General features: G+C 65.7%; 20 protein-coding genes. 14 read left to right on the forward strand and 6 right to left on the reverse strand.

What is annotated here, in order from left to right; translation table 11 throughout:
• Nucleotides 1-2: 2 nt before the first annotated feature.
• From Q8M13_RS12885 to Q8M13_RS12895, 3 genes are all read left to right on the forward strand, one after another.
• On the forward strand, nt 3-479 hold the full coding sequence (locus Q8M13_RS12885) for an NUDIX pyrophosphatase (RefSeq protein WP_305300359.1): 477 nt from the start codon (nt 3-5) through the stop codon (nt 477-479).
• Between the two features lie 101 nt (nt 480-580).
• On the forward strand, nt 581-901 hold the full coding sequence (locus Q8M13_RS12890) for a multidrug efflux SMR transporter (RefSeq protein WP_305300360.1): 321 nt from the start codon (nt 581-583) through the stop codon (nt 899-901).
• A 24-nt stretch (nt 902-925) separates the two neighbouring features.
• The gene (locus tag Q8M13_RS12895) at nt 926-1,483 is read left to right on the forward strand and encodes a chloramphenicol phosphotransferase CPT family protein (protein ID WP_305300361.1); all 558 of its coding nucleotides are present in this window, start codon (nt 926-928) and stop codon (nt 1,481-1,483) included.
• A gap of 67 nt (nt 1,484-1,550) precedes the next feature.
• Here Q8M13_RS12895 and Q8M13_RS12900 read toward each other — a convergent pair whose 3' ends face one another.
• Complete coding sequence (locus tag Q8M13_RS12900) at nt 1,551-1,919, reverse strand: hypothetical protein (RefSeq protein WP_305300362.1); 369 nt, start codon at nt 1,917-1,919, stop codon at nt 1,551-1,553.
• Between the two features lie 185 nt (nt 1,920-2,104).
• Here Q8M13_RS12900 and Q8M13_RS12905 point away from each other — a divergent pair, with 185 nt between their 5' ends.
• Together Q8M13_RS12905 and Q8M13_RS12910 are read left to right on the forward strand one after the other, a co-directional pair.
• Nucleotides 2,105-2,428: a YnfA family protein gene (locus Q8M13_RS12905; protein ID WP_305300363.1), complete on the forward strand. Its 324-nt coding sequence runs from the start codon at nt 2,105-2,107 to the stop codon at nt 2,426-2,428.
• 141 nt (nt 2,429-2,569) lie between these two features.
• Nucleotides 2,570-3,106: a GNAT family N-acetyltransferase gene (locus Q8M13_RS12910; RefSeq protein ID WP_305300364.1), complete on the forward strand. Its 537-nt coding sequence runs from the start codon at nt 2,570-2,572 to the stop codon at nt 3,104-3,106.
• On the opposite strand, the gene Q8M13_RS12915 is transcribed toward Q8M13_RS12910, so the two are convergent.
• Nucleotides 3,103-3,762, reverse strand: a complete 660-nt coding sequence (locus Q8M13_RS12915; RefSeq protein ID WP_305300365.1) for a lysoplasmalogenase — start codon at nt 3,760-3,762, stop codon at nt 3,103-3,105. The genes Q8M13_RS12910 and Q8M13_RS12915 overlap by 4 nt on opposite strands.
• A gap of 76 nt (nt 3,763-3,838) precedes the next feature.
• Nucleotides 3,839-4,462, reverse strand: coding sequence for a DUF6655 family protein (locus Q8M13_RS12920; RefSeq protein ID WP_305300366.1), 624 nt, complete (start codon nt 4,460-4,462; stop codon nt 3,839-3,841).
• A 132-nt stretch (nt 4,463-4,594) separates the two neighbouring features.
• Here Q8M13_RS12920 and Q8M13_RS12925 point away from each other — a divergent pair, with 132 nt between their 5' ends.
• Entirely contained in the window at nt 4,595-5,251 is a 657-nt protein-coding gene (locus Q8M13_RS12925) for a hypothetical protein (protein WP_305300367.1), read from the forward strand.
• A gap of 45 nt (nt 5,252-5,296) precedes the next feature.
• On the opposite strand, the gene Q8M13_RS12930 is transcribed toward Q8M13_RS12925, so the two are convergent.
• Entirely contained in the window at nt 5,297-5,653 is a 357-nt protein-coding gene (locus tag Q8M13_RS12930) for a zf-TFIIB domain-containing protein (protein WP_305300368.1), read from the reverse strand.
• A 243-nt stretch (nt 5,654-5,896) separates the two neighbouring features.
• Here Q8M13_RS12930 and Q8M13_RS12935 point away from each other — a divergent pair, with 243 nt between their 5' ends.
• Nucleotides 5,897-6,556, forward strand: a complete 660-nt coding sequence (locus Q8M13_RS12935) for a Fe2+-dependent dioxygenase (protein WP_305300369.1) — start codon at nt 5,897-5,899, stop codon at nt 6,554-6,556.
• On the opposite strand, the gene Q8M13_RS12940 is transcribed toward Q8M13_RS12935, so the two are convergent.
• A complete protein-coding gene (locus Q8M13_RS12940) occupies nt 6,519-7,781 on the reverse strand; it encodes a serine hydrolase (protein WP_305300371.1) in 1,263 nt (420 codons plus the stop codon). The genes Q8M13_RS12935 and Q8M13_RS12940 overlap by 38 nt on opposite strands.
• Before the next feature lie 126 nt (nt 7,782-7,907).
• On the opposite strand from Q8M13_RS12940, the gene Q8M13_RS12945 reads away from it, so the two are divergent.
• From Q8M13_RS12945 to Q8M13_RS12955, 3 genes are all read left to right on the forward strand, one after another.
• Nucleotides 7,908-8,069, forward strand: coding sequence for a hypothetical protein (locus tag Q8M13_RS12945; RefSeq protein WP_305300372.1), 162 nt, complete (start codon nt 7,908-7,910; stop codon nt 8,067-8,069).
• A gap of 18 nt (nt 8,070-8,087) precedes the next feature.
• On the forward strand, nt 8,088-9,308 hold the full coding sequence (locus Q8M13_RS12950; RefSeq protein ID WP_305300373.1) for an FAD-binding oxidoreductase: 1,221 nt from the start codon (nt 8,088-8,090) through the stop codon (nt 9,306-9,308).
• Between the two features lie 86 nt (nt 9,309-9,394).
• On the forward strand, nt 9,395-9,973 hold the full coding sequence (locus Q8M13_RS12955; RefSeq protein ID WP_305300374.1) for a histidine phosphatase family protein: 579 nt from the start codon (nt 9,395-9,397) through the stop codon (nt 9,971-9,973).
• Here the strand turns inward: Q8M13_RS12955 and Q8M13_RS12960 are convergent.
• On the reverse strand, nt 9,970-10,368 hold the full coding sequence (locus tag Q8M13_RS12960; protein WP_305300375.1) for a DUF6491 family protein: 399 nt from the start codon (nt 10,366-10,368) through the stop codon (nt 9,970-9,972). The two genes, Q8M13_RS12955 and Q8M13_RS12960, sit on opposite strands and share 4 nt — an antisense overlap.
• Before the next feature lie 239 nt (nt 10,369-10,607).
• Between Q8M13_RS12960 and yghU the strand changes: the two genes are divergently transcribed.
• The 4 genes from yghU to Q8M13_RS12980 all read left to right on the forward strand — a co-directional run bounded on the left by yghU (nt 10,608) and on the right by Q8M13_RS12980 (nt 14,255).
• A complete protein-coding gene (gene yghU / locus Q8M13_RS12965) occupies nt 10,608-11,480 on the forward strand; it encodes a glutathione-dependent disulfide-bond oxidoreductase (protein ID WP_305300376.1) in 873 nt (290 codons plus the stop codon).
• An 8-nt stretch (nt 11,481-11,488) separates the two neighbouring features.
• Nucleotides 11,489-12,403: a hypothetical protein gene (locus tag Q8M13_RS12970; protein WP_305300377.1), complete on the forward strand. Its 915-nt coding sequence runs from the start codon at nt 11,489-11,491 to the stop codon at nt 12,401-12,403.
• 26 nt (nt 12,404-12,429) lie between these two features.
• Nucleotides 12,430-13,215, forward strand: a complete 786-nt coding sequence (locus Q8M13_RS12975) for an SDR family oxidoreductase (RefSeq protein ID WP_305300378.1) — start codon at nt 12,430-12,432, stop codon at nt 13,213-13,215.
• Nucleotides 13,216-13,517: 302 nt separating this feature from the next.
• Nucleotides 13,518-14,255 (forward strand): trans-aconitate 2-methyltransferase, encoded by a 738-nt coding sequence (locus Q8M13_RS12980; protein ID WP_305300379.1) that lies wholly within the window; start codon nt 13,518-13,520, stop codon nt 14,253-14,255.
• The last annotated feature ends 143 nt before the right edge of the window (nt 14,256-14,398 follow it).

Raw genomic sequence — 14,398 nt, forward strand, 5'->3', positions numbered from 1 at the left:
AGATGCGATCACCGGTGAACGTGCTTGTTCTTCCGTTTCGGGGTACGCTGAAGGACGGATTTAGCTACGCGGTTTTTCGACGTTCGGATGGTGATGCAGCGTCTTGGCAAGCCGTCGCTGGCGGTGTCGAAGGTGGGGAAACTCCGCTGGAGGCGGCCCAGCGTGAGCTTGAGGAGGAGACAGGCCTGTCTCCCACTAGGCGATGGGTGGAACTGGATGCGCACGCCACCGTTCCCGCGCGTTTGTTTCGCGATTGGCCAAGTTGGGGGCCGGATGTGTACGTCGTTCGCGAACTGGCGTTCGGGGCCGAGGCGGCGATGGACGAGATCATTCGGTTGTCTGATGAACATGCCGACGTGCAGTGGCTGAGCTATTCCGATGCCCGCGAATTGCTCCGGTGGGACAGCAATCGCACCGCCCTGTGGGAACTGCACACGCGGCTTACCGACGGCGTGCTGGCGCCGGCCGGGTTGGACTGAGGGCGCAAATCCTGTAGGAGGCGCGCTTCACCACATCTGTGACGGCCTCTTTCGGGTTTCCGGCCGCCACTGACATCCGAGCCCGCTGCTGGAGAAATCCCATGGCGTGGCTCGCGCTTAGCATTGCCGTCGTAACCGAAATTATCTGGGCGTTGAGCCTGAAATGGGCCGGCGTGCAGGCGACCTGGCAATCAGCGACGGTCCCGATTGCGCTGAGCTTCGTGAACATGGGCCTGCTAGCCTTCGCCATGCGCGGTTTGCCGGCCAGCACCGCCTATGCGATCTGGACTGGGCTGGGCGCGGTCGGGGTGGGCGTCTGCGGCGCCTTGCTGTTCGGCGAGAAGCTGTCCATGGCCCAGATCGGCTTCATGGGCATGATCGTGCTGGGGGTCGTCGGTATGAAACTGGTCTCCCAGGCCTAAGAAATCGAAGGAAGTAGGCGCTCAATGTCGCGTTCGCAGGTCATCGTGCTCAATGGGGTGGGCAGCGTCGGAAAAAGTTCGACGGCGCGGGCGCTGCAGGAGATCGCCGCCCGCCCTTTCCTGCACGTAGCCATGGACACGTTTCTGGAGATGCTGCCGCCCAGCATGATGGGGCATCCCGACGGGCTATTGTTTGAGCCCGGGCTCGAAAATGGCCATCCATCCATCGCCATCCGGACCGGCCTGGTGCTGGACCGCGCCATGCAGGGCATGCGTCACGCGATCGCGGCGATGGCCGAGCAGGGTAATCACCTCGTCATTGACGAGGTGATGCTGGGACGGGGCGAAGCGCTGGCCTATCGCGAGCTGCTCTCTGGCCATGACTTGCGTATCGTCGGCCTGTTTGCCCCGCTTGAGGTGCTGGAACGACGCGAGCGCGAGCGGGGAGACCGTGAACTCGGACTGGCGCGCTGGCAATTCGAACGCGTTCATCGCGACGTGATCTACGATCTGGAGATCGACGCCACGGCCACGACGCCGGCGGCGAATGCTCAGAAGATTTGCGAAGCTTTCGGGCTGTAGCCCACATGCGAAAACGCCCCGACCTCGGTGAGGGCGGGGCGCTTTGTAGCAAGGTCTGGCAGGCTGGTTACTTGGCGAGCATCGCCTTGAGTTCAGCCTGGGTGGCGTTGATCGTCGCCGAACCGTCAGCAATGGCGAGCTTGTCGGTCTCCACCGCGAAGGTGTCGGTTCCCATCTTGATGGTCGCCACCTGCTTGCCGGTCGGATCCGGCTTCACGGCGGTCACCTCGCCGATCGACGTGCCGGTCTTGTCCTTGACGGTGGCGCCGACCGCCAAGGTCGCCGCCGTTGCGCTAGCGTCCGCGCCTGCCGGGCTGCTGGCCGCAGGCGCCGCTTCCTTGGCCTCATCCGACTGGGCCGCGCTTTGAGCCATGGCCGGAGCGGAGGTGATCGCAAGAGCAAGGGCCGCGGCCCCGAAGGTGAGAATTGAACGCATGAGGTCTCCCGAAATGATTGAGGCCTCCCCCGACGAATGTTCAGGCTGGAGGGGCTTTGCGGTCATCAATGGACCGTGATGGGGCGATATCTTGGCTTGGCTGTAGCGCGCCTGACCTTGCGAACATGGCCAAAAGACCCGAGACCTTGGCTCGAGGCCAAGCTGGTCGGTGGGCGGATGCTTGAATGACAGTGCTCTACTATGCGCTCGCGGCGGTCGCTGAGATCGCCGGATGTTTCGCGTTCTGGGCGTGGTTGCGGCTGGACCGCTCGGTGTGGTGGGTGGCGCCGGGGATGGCGTCGCTGGCCTTGTTCGCCTTCCTGCTCACGCGGGTCGATAGCGACGCGGCGGGGCGGGCCTATGCGGCCTATGGCGGCGTATACATCGTCGCCTCGATTGGCTGGTTGTGGCTGGTGGAGCAAAGGGCTCCAGACCGTTGGGATCTGCTGGGGGCCGCGATCTGCCTGGTCGGCGCGGGCGTGATCCTGCTGGGGCCGCGCAGCGCCTAGGCGTTGACAGGCGAGGCTTGGCGTCCCTAGCTGAGGCATGGCCTGAGATCGGCATTCGGGGCGTGTTTCGCGCTCCCTTCTAAACGCTCCGCGGCGTTCGCCGCGCGGGGCCCTCCGATCACGCGCCACCGAGACATTCCCATGAGCACCCCTACGGTCGCCATCCGCCGCATCTGCGCGCAAGACCTCAACCAGATCGGCCGGTTCGCCTTCACCGTGTCGATAACCGAGCCGCTGACCGAAGCTGACCGGCTCGGCCAGGCGTTGGAGAACACCGGATTCTGGCAGGAGGAGGCCGGCGCTGTCGCGATTGTTGAGACAGCCAGCGGACGACTGCTGGGCACCGCGCAATTCTACCGTTCCGGACCGTGCATTCACGGGTTGGAACTGGGCTACATCATTCACGATCCGTCCGACCGCGGCCGGGGCTACGCCGCGCCTGCCGTGGCGATGTTCGCCGACCTGTTGTTCGAGCAGCGGCCAGGCGTCCACCGTCTGCAGCTGATGATCGAGGTGTGGAACACCGCGTCCTGGAGGCTGGCCGAGCGTTGCGGTTTCGTCCGCGAGGGGCTCGTGCGCAGTTCAGGGTTTGGCGAGAGCGACCCGGGCGACAGTTTCCTCTACGCCCGAACCCGAAAGGACTGGCGTGAACAGCGTCAGACCAAGGTTGGCGGCTAGGCGAGCGGGTTCCTGGCAAGGGTGCAAGTGACGCCGACGCAGATCAGGGCCTGGCCGAAGAAATAGAGGCCCCAGATGGCCAGGCCGATCCAGGCTGCGTGTTCGAGGGCGCCCGCCCGGGCGAAGATCAACAGGTCGGACACCACGAACATCAGCGCGCCCGCGCCGACCAGCGCGCGCGGAAAGCGGCTGGTCCAGGCCATGGCGGCCATCACCGCAAGGCTCATGGAATAGAGGGTGGCGGCGGCCGCCAGAGCGCGGTCCGTAGGCAATAGGAAGGCCAATATTCCCGTCGCCGGGACCAGGAGGATGGCGAACAGCATCTGACTGCGAGTCACCGCCCGCCGTCGATTTCGCAGGTAGAGCCAGATGGCGATGAGATGGCCGACCAGGAACGCCACTGCGCCCACCGTCAGGCCGGCGGCCTCCAGCAGCATGTCGCCGAGCGCGCCGAAGGCCATGACCGCACAGATCAGCCAGCCGTCGAGGCTGCGCGCCTTGAGGCCGGCATAGAGGGCCAACAGGCTGACGCCAGCGCCCTTCCAAAGCATGCTGGCGAGAGGCGGGATATCCATGTCCCATGAGGCCACATAGCTGACGCCAGCCGCTATGGCGCAGGCCAGCACCAGGTACGGCGCAAGGTTGCGTCGATCCATTCTTGTCTCCCCCCAAGGCGCTTAGGCGCCAGGCCGGCAATAGAGCCGGTGGCGGGGGAGGGCGGCAAGCCCTTTGCTACCAGACCTTCCACCACTGATCGGACGCCACGGACGCATCGCCGGGACGGACCTCCTGCTGTCCCCAGGAGAAGACCATGAACAGGGTGTGGCTACGGATCTTGGCGGTGCCGGCCATGCGTGCGCCCAGCGCGATCGGACGCCCAGAGTGGGTGTCGTAGGCGAAGGCGGAAAACTCGGCGACGCCAGTCCGGTCCCGACGGGAATAGGCTGAAAGCTCCGGAATGGTGGCGTTGGTCAGGTTCGAGGAGATCGGCAGGGTCAGGCGCGGAATGCCAACCACCCGCTGCATCTTGTCGATCGACAGCGCGCCTAGCCGGATCTCGACGACGATGTCGGAGTCGGCCTTGGTCGGGCTAAGCCGGTTTCCCCGGGAGACTAGCGCCTCGCGCACCGCGCTGGCGGCGTATTCCGAGCCCTCGCCCCGGAAGTTGGATGTGTCGAGAAACACGCGCGCATCGGCCGGCAGGGCTAGAGAGAACTCGCTCGCCGCACGCTCGGCGGCGTGGGCGACCAGCAGTTGCTCGGTAGCGGTGCGGGCCGGCGCGGTCTCGTTGGCGCTGGCGCACGCGGCGAGAATGGAGCCGCAGATCGCGACGGCGCAGTACCCAACTAACTTCACTATATCGCTCCGGCCGTGACGGAAGGGGGCCAGAGGCTTCTGATTCGCGGCATCAATGGGGCGACGCCCACATTCGGTAGCAGGCTGTAAACGCTCGCTGCTACACTTTCTGCGGGCAGTTGGGGGGGAACAATGGCGAAGCGATGGATCTTGGCGGCGTTGGTGGCCGCTAGCTGGGCCGGGACGGCGATGGCCGCGACGATCAGGATCGAGCCGGTCGAAACCTTGGGATCAATGGTGGAGTTTCGCGACGGCATGGCCGGCGCACGCTCCAGCTTGGCGCGAAGCGACGCGGCCCTGCTGGTGCAGCGGGCGACCCACGATGAGAAGGATATGCCGGCGCTGGTGATCGCCGTGGAGAACCACAGCCAGGCTCCGTTCAACCTGACGCCTTCAAGCGTCGTCGTGACGACGCAGAGCGGTGAACCGGTGGCCGTCTTTACGCGCGATGAGATGATGGCCAGTCTCGAAATCCGCGCGAGGAAACGCGCGAAGTGGGCGCAAATCGCCGCGGCGATGGACGGGGCGGGAGCAGCGGCTCGCGATCGGCCGACGCCAACCAATCCACGAATCCAGGATGGCCCGGCCCGTGTCGAGGCCGAGAACGAGGCGATGATGGCCGCGGCCGAGGGCCTGGGCTTCGTGGCTCAGACCGTCCAGCCAGGTGAGAAGCACATGACCGACTTGGGGCTCGGTCCGTTGCCCAAGGATACCAGCGAGCTGACGGTGACGGTCACCCTGGCGGGCGAGGCGCACCGCTTCCCGCTGAAGGTGACGCGCTATCGATAGGACGGTGAAAATCCGGCCGACGAACGCCGTCGGCCGGTGGAGGCCCTAGTCGAAAATATCGAAGATCGAGCGCTTCTTGCGATAGCCACCATAGCCTTGGCCATACTCGCCGCGCTCGCCGTATTCTCCTCGCTCTCCGCGCTCCCCATACTCGCCACGTTCTCCGCGCTCGCCGTAGCCGGTGTTCCAGGGCGTAGCCGCTTGGGGCGGCGGGGCGGTGGGGCTGGGAGCAGCCTGTCCGGCGGGCGGCACGGAGGCTTGAGCCCCCGCCGCCATCAGTTTCTCCAACTCACCGCGGTCAAGCCAAACGCCGCGGCAGGTGGGGCACATGTCGAATTGTACGCCTGCACGGTCCACGGTCTGCATGGAGGTGTTGTCGTTGGGGCATAGGAGTAGCGGCATCAGGGCTTCCTTCTGGACGATGGAGGCGCGACAGCTTCGGGCCGGCCTCACGTGGTGACGTGATGCGTCCGACATCATAACCACCGACAAAGCCGGCGGTTACCAGAGGGGCCCGGTCCGCGCGCAGAAGATGGGAGTTCGCCTTACTCCCGGCAAGACCCCGGCTTGCCGTAGCGCTGCGGCGCCGCGAAAAGAGAAGCTGGGCGCCAACCGGTGCTCCGCACGGCCGGGAGGAGGCGTAGGTTGATCGTTCCAGATGTGCTGAACCCACAGCAACTCCTCACCATCCAAGACGGCTTGGCGAGCGCGCCGTTCCGCGATGGGCGGGCGACCGCGGGGGCGGCGGCCGAGCAGGTGAAGCGCAACGAGCAGGCCCGTGGCGACGATCCCGGCGTGATCGATCTGGCCCGGAAGGTGCGGTTCGCGCTCGAAACTCACCCGACATTCCGCACCCTGGTCCGGCCGGCGCGTTGGTCCAGCCTCATGTTCTCGCGCTACGGACTTGGCCAGCAGTACGGCCTGCATGCCGACAACGCCTCGATGTACGACGTGGACGGCTGGCCTCTGCGAACCGACCTGAGCTTCACCGTCTTCCTTTCCGACCCTGAAACCTATGAGGGCGGGGCTTTGCTGCTGCGCGACCTAGCCGGCGATCGCGAGTTTCGGCCGGCGGCCGGCTCAGCGGTCCTCTATCCGACCGGCCAGTTGCACCGCGTCACGCCGGTCACGCGCGGCGTTAGGCTGGCCTGTGTCGGATGGGTGCAGAGCACGATCCGCCGCGCCGACCAGCGAGAGTTGCTGTTCGATCTTGAGCGCGTCCGGCAGGGTCAGGACCGCGAAGAGGCGGCCCTGCTTCTGGACAAGACTATCGGGAACCTGCTGCGGATGTGGGGCGAGGACTGACGGCGTCTTGGACAATCGCCTCGGCCATCAGGGTCTGGGTGGTGGCCTGAAGGGCGGGAGACTTCTCGGAGAGCAGTTGGACCATGCCGACGAATAGCAGGTCGTTCTGCGGATCTACCCAGAACCAGGTCCCCGCCGCGCCGTCCCAGTGATAGGTCCCAACGCCAACGGGAATGCCGGCCGCTTGCGGGTCGGTGAACACTACGCCGTTGAAGCCGTAGCCGAAGCCGGGGCGGATTTGCTGGTGTCCGACGCCCCAGCCGTTGGCAAGCATTTCGCCTGACAGCTGGTTGGTCATCATCAGGCGCGCCGCCTGCTCGCTGATGATCCGGCGGCCATCCAGCTCGCCGCGGTTCAGCAGCATCTGCGCGAAACGGGCGTAGTCGCCGACCGTCGAGACCAGTCCGCCGCCGCCGGAGGCGAGGGCCGGCGGCGCCTCATAGTCCGGCAGCAGGGGATTGACGGGGAGCGGAACCAGGCCGCGGCTGGAGCTGGAACGATAAAGCGTGGCGAGCCGCGAGCGCTTCTCCGGCGGGGTGTGAAAGGCCGTGTCGACCATGCCCAGCGGCGCGAAGATTTCGTCGCGCATGAAGTCCGGCAGGCTCTTGCCGCTCAGCTTCTCGATGATCGCGCCCTGGACATCCATCGCCAGGCTGTAGATCCACTTGGTCCCGGGCTGGTAGGCCAGGGGTAGGTCGCCCAGTCGCGCGGCCATGTCGGTCAGGTCGGCCGAGCCCCAGACATTGGCGGCCTCGTAGAGCGCCTCCAACCCGCCCATCGGCTCACGGCCATAGGTCAGGCCGGCGGTGTGAGTCAGAAGTTCACGCAAGGTCGGTTCATGATCGGCGGCGATCAGGATCGGCGCGCCGTCGCCATCCAGCCCGCCAAACACCTTGGCGCCTGCAAAGGCCGGCAGATGCTTGGCGATGGGATCCTCAGGAGACCACAGCCCGCGGTCATGCAGGATCATCATCCCCACGGCCGTCACCGGCTTGGTCATCGAGAAGATGCGGAAAATGGTGTCGAGGGCCATGGGCTCGCCGGTCGCGAGGTCCTTTTGGCCCAGGGTGCTGGTGTGGATGATCTTACCGTGGCGGGCGGTCAGGGTGACCAGGCCGGCGACAACGCCCTTGTCGATCCAGCCCTGAAGGTAGCTGTCGATGGCCGCCAGGCCGGCCTCGCTTAGCCCTACCTCCGCTGACGCGGCGCGTGAGAGATCATACATTCTAGGTCGCTCCCTGGCCTCTGTCGGGCCTGGGAAAGGAAAGTATCTGGCAATCGCCGACACGCCAGCCTCGTGCGCTGTTGATGCGCGACTGGAACCTTCGCCCATGGTGCAGGTTTGGCTCATATGTCCATTCTCATTCTCATCCTCGTCGTCGTCGTCCTTCTGGCCCTGGCGCTGTACGCCGTTCAGAAGATGCCGATCCCATCGCCGCTCAACTGGATCATCCAGGTGGTGCTGATCGTCATCGCCATCGCGATCATCGGCCAACGCGCCGGCCTCTTCTAGCCGCCGCGCTAGCGGCTCATGTCCCTCACCGAGCATCTCGACCTGCGCGGCGGCGCCGTGTGCTGGCCCGAACCTGCCTCCGATCTTCCCGTGGCCTCACCGCCTGCTGACCTCGTCGATGTCGCCATCGTCGGGGCCGGCGTCATGGGAGCCATGTTGGCGGAGCGGATCAGCGGGCAGGGGCGAAGCGTCGTCGTCCTGGACCGCCGACCTCCAGCGTGGGGCGCCACGGCGGCGTCCACCGCCTTGGTAATGTGGGGGGCCGACACGCCGCTGAGTCATCTTGGCCGCTCTCTCGGAGCGGCTGAAGCCGCGCGCCGTTGGCGATGCGTGTACGCGGCGGTGGCCGACCTCGACGAACGCATACGGCGTCTGGCACTCGATTGCGGTTGGCGGGCGCGTCCGGAAGTCTATCTGGCCGGGACCTTGCTCGACGAAGAGGAGCTGCAAGCCGAGGCGAAAGCGCGTCAAGCGGCCGGGCTCCCGTCCCAGTTCCTGGACAGCAAGTCTCTGGCTGAGAGGTTCGGGCTTCCGCCGCGCGCGGGCCTGATATCCGACTTGGCCTTTGAGGTCGATCCCGTCGCCCTGACGCTGGGGCTATTGAAGTGTGCGGTTGGTAGGGGCGCAAAGCTCATCTGGCCCGCCGATGTCGTCGCCGTCGCATCCCATGAGGCCGGGGTCTCGCTGACCTTGGCGGACGGACGCGCCGTTCTAGCCCGCCAAGCCGTGCTCGCGACTGGATATGAGGCGGCTCGCGCCTATCTTCCGCCCGCCTTCGAGTTGGGCTCAAGCTTCGCTATCGCCTCGGCGCCGGGGCTGGCGCCGCTTTGGCGTGAAAATGCGCTAATCTGGGAGGCTTCCGATCCCTACCTCTATGCCCGGACGACACGTGACGGGCGGGTGATCATCGGCGGCGCCGACGAGGATTTCGCGGACGCCGAGCGCCGCGACGCCTTGCTGGACGCCAAGCGCCAGACGCTCACCGCTCAATCTGGCGATCTGCTCGGGCGTGAGGGCGTGGTGGCGGAATGCGCCTGGGCCGCGACGTTCGGGAGTTCACCGGATGGTTTGCCGGCCATCGGACGTGCGCCGGGCTTTGACGCACTGTGGCTGGCTAGCGGATTTGGGGGAAATGGCGTCAGTTTCGCCAGCATGGCGGCGTCCCTCATCTGCGGCAGTCTGGACGGTGTTCCGGCGCCCGATCTTGATTGCTTTGCGCCGGATCGCTTCGAGACGTGATCGCCGGCTGGCTCTAGCGCGGGAGCCGAACCTGGGGGATAAGTCTGGCGAAGCCGGGGCAACCGGTCAGGCGGGGGAGTTGAACCATGGAACTGATCCTCATTCGGCACGGTCTACCGGTGCGCAATGACGAGAGCTCCGATCCGGACCTTTCGCAGGAGGGCCACGATCAGGCCCGCAAGGTCGCTGGCTGGCTCGCTCACGAAGGCGCGGACGCCGTGTGGTCCAGCCCCATGCGCCGGGCCGTGCAGACGGCGCAACCCTTCGCCGCCCATCTTGGCCACGACATCCGCCAGCACGAAGGCGTAGCGGAATTCGATCGCGACTCCGGCTCCTACATCCCGATGGAGGTTCTGAAGCGCGAGAACTACGAGGCGTGGCTGGCCCTGGCGAACGGCGAGCATGCGATGGACATCAATGCCTTTAACGCCGCCGTTGTCAGTGCGCTAGAAGAGGTCATCGCCTCGCATCCTGGCCAGCGCGTCGCGGTCTTCTGCCACGGCGGGGTCATCAATGTCTGGACGGCGCACGTGCTGGGCATGGCGCCGCGGCTGTTCTTCGAGCCCGGCTATACCAGCGTGCACCGCTATATGTGCGCGCGCGGCGGCCAGCGCGCTGTTATGGCGCTGAACGAACGCGCCCACCTGCGCGAGACGGTGGGCTAGGGGCGGTCGCGCGGCCGCAACGCCTCGACCTCGGCCGGGCTAAGCAGTGTGATACGATGAACCTGGCAGCGTTGCTGCCCGGTCACGCCGCGGCTGATGAGGGTGGTTCCAAATCCGGTCCCTGTACAGATCGACGAGCCGGTCCGCGAGGCCAGGCTCAACCGGTTGTTCCAGTTCACGTTCCGGCACGAGCTCATCAAGTCCAGCCGGTAGACGTCTGAGCCGACCCGAATATTGACGGTGCTGGCGTCTACGGCGGTGAAGTTGCTGACGTTGCCAGCGAAGAAGCACTGCTGGCCGGGGTTCGAGGCGCGGGGCCTGTCCGGATCTTGGCTGGCGCAGCCGAAGACCAGCAGGACGGCGACCATTGTGGCCCAGGCTGCGGTGCGTGACATTGATCGGCTCCCTTGACGCGTTTTTCGCCAGACTGCTCGGATAGGGCGAGTTTGTGGCGTCGGGCCTGACCGCGCAAGTCCAAACGGAGCCGGTTTGCGCACCTTGCACTCAATGCCGGCCTTGGCGCCCGGTCGCGATTGGACCAACTTGCTCGTCCGCCCGTTTTGAATCGCCAAGCCGGACTGGCGTCCACGTCGTGGATGCACAAGCAGCGAGCTGGCGCCTGGAGCCCGACAAGATGACCGACACACCGGAATACACGCCGCCGAAGGTCTGGACCTGGAACAAGGAAAACGGAGGCCGGTTCGCCAGCATCAACCGGCCGATCGCCGGGCCGACCCATGACAAGGAGTTGCCGGTCGGCCGCCATCCGTTCCAGCTCTACTCGCTGGCCACGCCGAACGGCATCAAGGTCACGGTGATGCTGGAGGAGTTGCTGGCGCTCGGCCATAGCGGCGCGGAGTACGACGCTTGGCTGATTAACATCGGCAATGGCGATCAGTTCGGCAGTGGGTTCGTCTCGGTGAATCCCAACTCCAAGATCCCGGCGCTGATGGACCGCAGCGGATCGACGCCGATCCGAATTTTCGAGTCCGGCGCGATCCTGGTTCACCTGGCCGAGAAGTTCCGCGAGTTCCTGCCCACCGATCCGGCCAAGCGCGCCGAGTGCATGTCGTGGCTGTTCTGGCAGATGGGCAGCGCGCCCTATCTCGGCGGCGGCCTGGGGCACTTCTACGCCTATGCGCCGACCAAGATCGAATACGCCATTGATCGTTTCGCCATGGAGGTGAAGCGCCAACTGGACGTGCTGGATCGCCAGCTGGCGGATAACCGCTATATCGCCGGCGACGAGTACACCATCGCCGACATGGCCATCTGGCCCTGGTACGGCGGGCTGGCCAAGGGCGTACTTTATGACGCTGGCGAGTTCCTCTCGGTGCAGGACTACAAGCATGTCCAGCGCTGGGCTGACGCGCTGGCCGAGCGGCCGGGCGTCCAGCGTGGCCGCATGGTCAACCGCACCTGGGGCGAGCCCTCGACCCAGCTCTATGAGCGCCACGACGCCAGTGACTTCGAGCTGAAGACTCAGGACCGCGTGGCGGCGAAGTAGGATCCATCATGACCTTTGAGACGACACGATCGCTGGCAGGTCCCCTGCGACGTCCTCGACAGATGCTGGGCGACCAGGAATATGGTGGCCACGCCTCGATCCATGACGACGAGATGGCCGAGAAGCTGGGCTTCCGGGCCGGGCCGATCGAAGGGCCGACCCACTTCAGCCTGTTTCCGCCGCTGCTCGAAAAGATCTGGGGCAAGGCCTGGTTCGAACAGGGCTGCATCTCGTCTCACTATTTGAACATGGTGGTCGAGGGGGAAGAGGTCCGCGCCTTCGCTGAGATTCCTGCGGAAGGCGCGACCATGACCCGCGTCTGGGCCGAGAAGGCCGATGGCACGCCGGTGTTGGAGGCGAGCGCCAGCATTGGACGCGAAGCCGGCCCGACGCTGCTCGAGCGCCGCATGGGGGCGCTGCGACCGCCGGAGAAGCTGCTGATCTTGGAAGACCTGCATGTCGGGATGAAGGGGGCGGTGGACGAGCATGTCCGGATGGACGCCGACCAGCACATGGGGGCGCTCTATCCGTTCAGCTTGAACCAGAAGCTGGCGGCGATCACTGAAACCTCGCCTTGGTACTCGGATGGGAAGGCCTCGCCCTGGGGCCGGCCGATCATCCCGCTGGAAATGATCAGTGTCCTGGCCGAGCATTCGAGCCGGCTGGCGGGTTTCCCGGTCAAGGGACCGGCCGTGGGCCTGTTCGCCGACCAGGAGATCCGGCTGATCGACGGGCCGCTCTTCGTGGGTGAGGACTATGTGCTGCGTCGCGAGATCGTGGCCTTGGCCGAAAGCAAGCGCACCGAGTCCTATTGGGTGCGGACCCGCATCTTCGACGCCAGCGGCGAGCGGCAGGTGGCCGAGATGCTGCTGAACCACGCGACGCTCAAGCATTCATACGCCGGATACGCCGACGCGGGCTGACGCCTGCGGGCAAGGGAGATCAAGACATGGACGTGAAAGACAAGGTCGTCGTCGTCACAGGCGGCGCCGATGGGATCGGTGCGGCCCTGGCCCGACGCTTCGCCAAGGCCGGCGCGGCGCAGGTGGTGGTGGTCGACCGCAATGGCGAAGGCGCGGAGGCGGTGGCCAAGGAGATCGGCGGCGAGGCGGTGACGCTCGACGTCACTGACGGCGAGGCGATGTCTGCGATGGTCGCTGATGTCGAAGCCCGCCACGGACGGATCGACCTCTTCGTGTCCAACGCCGGGGTCGGCGATGGCGACCCAGACCGGAGCAACGCGGCCTCGTCGCCCGACGCGGTGTGGCAGCGGGCCTGGAGCGTGAACGTCATGGCCCATGTCCATGCGGCGCGCGCGGTGACGCCTGGCATGGCGGCGCGAGGCGGCGGCTATATCCTGAACACCGTCTCGGCCGCGGGCCTGCTCTCGCAAATCGGCGGGGCGGTCTATTCGACCACCAAGCACGCGGCGGTGGGTTTCGCCGAGTCGCTGGCGATCACCCACGGTGATCAGGGGATCAAGGTCTCGATCCTGTGTCCGCAGGGCGTCGATACGGCGATGCTGCGCCAGGGCGGATCGGGTTCACCGCAGAGCCTGGACGGGGTGCTGACGCCGGACGAGGTGGCCGAGAGCGTCATCGCCGGGCTGGCGGAAGAGAAGTTCCTGATCCTGCCGCATGCCGAGGTGCTGACCTACATGCAGCGCAAGGCCGGCGACTATGACCGCTGGCTTGGCGGCATGCGCAGGCTTCGCGCGAAGGTGATGGGCGGCTGAGGTTCTAGTCGCCGGGCGACGATGGCGCTCGGCAGCCCTAAGCGGGAGCGCGCTTGCATCGTGCAGATGAAGCCGCTCCATCACCGCCGAGCGGCGGAGTTCACCGCGTAGCTGCGGTCGATAAGGCCACCGTAGCTAGCCGGTCTAAGGCGGGTTGAGGCTGAGAAGCGCCTCAGTGGGGTCATGTGTGTCTTGAGGCGTCGAGAAAACCTGAGGTGGGCATTTCAAGGCTAGGCTGCTATTTTAAGTTGTCGTCAGTTCGCTGACCCTCAATTTGACAGATGCATGACATGGCTGATCGATTGTTCGCCGACACCACATTGGCCGCGCTGTACGATTCTTTTTGTCCTAGAGGGCGGCGCGACGACTTTGATTTCTACATGCCCATGGTGATGGCGGCGGAGGCGGTGCTCGACGTCGGGTGCGGCACAGGCGCGATGCTGCATGAGGCGCGCGACGCCGGGCATCAGGGCCGGCTGTGTGGACTGGACCCTGCCTCTGGCATGATCGAGCAGGCGCGCAAGCGTTCAGATATCGAGTGGGTGTTGGGGGATCTGACATCATGCGTCTGGGGCGCCGAATTCGACCTGGTGGTGATGACCGGACATGCCTTCCAGGTCTTGATTGAGGACGCGGACCTGAGAACCTCGCTCACGGCCATCGCCGCGGCTCTGACGCCAAGCGGCGTTTTCGCCTTCGAGACACGCAACCCAAAGGCGCGGGAATGGGAGCGTTGGAAGCCGGAGCACGCGGCGCTGGTCACCGATCCGGACGGCCGCACCGTACGGATGAGCCGCCAAATCGAAGCGCCGTTCGATGGGAACGTCGTCTCGTTCAGCCATACGTTCAGCAGTCCCGACTGGGATCAGGTGGAGGTCAGCCACAGCACGCTGCGGTTCATCGAAGCGGAGCTGCTGGCAAGGTTCCTGGCCGAGGCGGGGTTGGAGATCGAGACGCAGTTCGGGGACTGGGACCGCAGCCCGCTGACCGACGCCAGCCCTGAGATCATCACCCTTGCCCGTCTTGCGGAAAAAGCCTGACGCGCGCTGCGCCAAGACCGGCGGCTTGCTTGGCAGGGAGTCGGAACCTGTAACGACGTATCCTCTCGGCGCGGCCCACAGCGGATGGCCTGGAGCGAGCTGAGGGGGCCGGCCCATTTCGCGATGACCAAGTCCGAGCCAGC

Origin of the sequence: Phenylobacterium sp., assembly GCF_030681155.1 — a bacterium.
GTDB lineage: Bacteria > Pseudomonadota > Alphaproteobacteria > Caulobacterales > Caulobacteraceae > Phenylobacterium.

Bases quoted from the DNA above. Each gene is read 5' to 3' on its own strand.
- Q8M13_RS12885 (WP_305300359.1), top strand. From the start codon at position 3: ATGCGATCACCGGTGAACGTGCTTGTTCTTCCGTTTCGGGGTACGCTG.
- Q8M13_RS12890 (WP_305300360.1), top strand. From the start codon at position 581: ATGGCGTGGCTCGCGCTTAGCATTGCCGTCGTAACCGAAATTATCTGG.
- Q8M13_RS12895 (WP_305300361.1), top strand. From the start codon at position 926: ATGTCGCGTTCGCAGGTCATCGTGCTCAATGGGGTGGGCAGCGTCGGA.
- Q8M13_RS12900 (WP_305300362.1), bottom strand. From the start codon at position 1,919: ATGCGTTCAATTCTCACCTTCGGGGCCGCGGCCCTTGCTCTTGCGATC.
- Q8M13_RS12905 (WP_305300363.1), top strand. From the start codon at position 2,105: ATGACAGTGCTCTACTATGCGCTCGCGGCGGTCGCTGAGATCGCCGGA.
- Q8M13_RS12910 (WP_305300364.1), top strand. From the start codon at position 2,570: ATGAGCACCCCTACGGTCGCCATCCGCCGCATCTGCGCGCAAGACCTC.
- Q8M13_RS12915 (WP_305300365.1), bottom strand. From the start codon at position 3,762: ATGGATCGACGCAACCTTGCGCCGTACCTGGTGCTGGCCTGCGCCATA.
- Q8M13_RS12925 (WP_305300367.1), top strand. From the start codon at position 4,595: ATGGCGAAGCGATGGATCTTGGCGGCGTTGGTGGCCGCTAGCTGGGCC.
- Q8M13_RS12930 (WP_305300368.1), bottom strand. From the start codon at position 5,653: ATGCCGCTACTCCTATGCCCCAACGACAACACCTCCATGCAGACCGTG.
- Q8M13_RS12940 (WP_305300371.1), bottom strand. From the start codon at position 7,781: ATGTATGATCTCTCACGCGCCGCGTCAGCGGAGGTAGGGCTAAGCGAG.
- Q8M13_RS12945 (WP_305300372.1), top strand. From the start codon at position 7,908: ATGTCCATTCTCATTCTCATCCTCGTCGTCGTCGTCCTTCTGGCCCTG.
- Q8M13_RS12950 (WP_305300373.1), top strand. From the start codon at position 8,088: ATGTCCCTCACCGAGCATCTCGACCTGCGCGGCGGCGCCGTGTGCTGG.
- Q8M13_RS12955 (WP_305300374.1), top strand. From the start codon at position 9,395: ATGGAACTGATCCTCATTCGGCACGGTCTACCGGTGCGCAATGACGAG.
- Q8M13_RS12960 (WP_305300375.1), bottom strand. From the start codon at position 10,368: ATGTCACGCACCGCAGCCTGGGCCACAATGGTCGCCGTCCTGCTGGTC.
- yghU (WP_305300376.1), top strand. From the start codon at position 10,608: ATGACCGACACACCGGAATACACGCCGCCGAAGGTCTGGACCTGGAAC.
- Q8M13_RS12970 (WP_305300377.1), top strand. From the start codon at position 11,489: ATGACCTTTGAGACGACACGATCGCTGGCAGGTCCCCTGCGACGTCCT.
- Q8M13_RS12975 (WP_305300378.1), top strand. From the start codon at position 12,430: ATGGACGTGAAAGACAAGGTCGTCGTCGTCACAGGCGGCGCCGATGGG.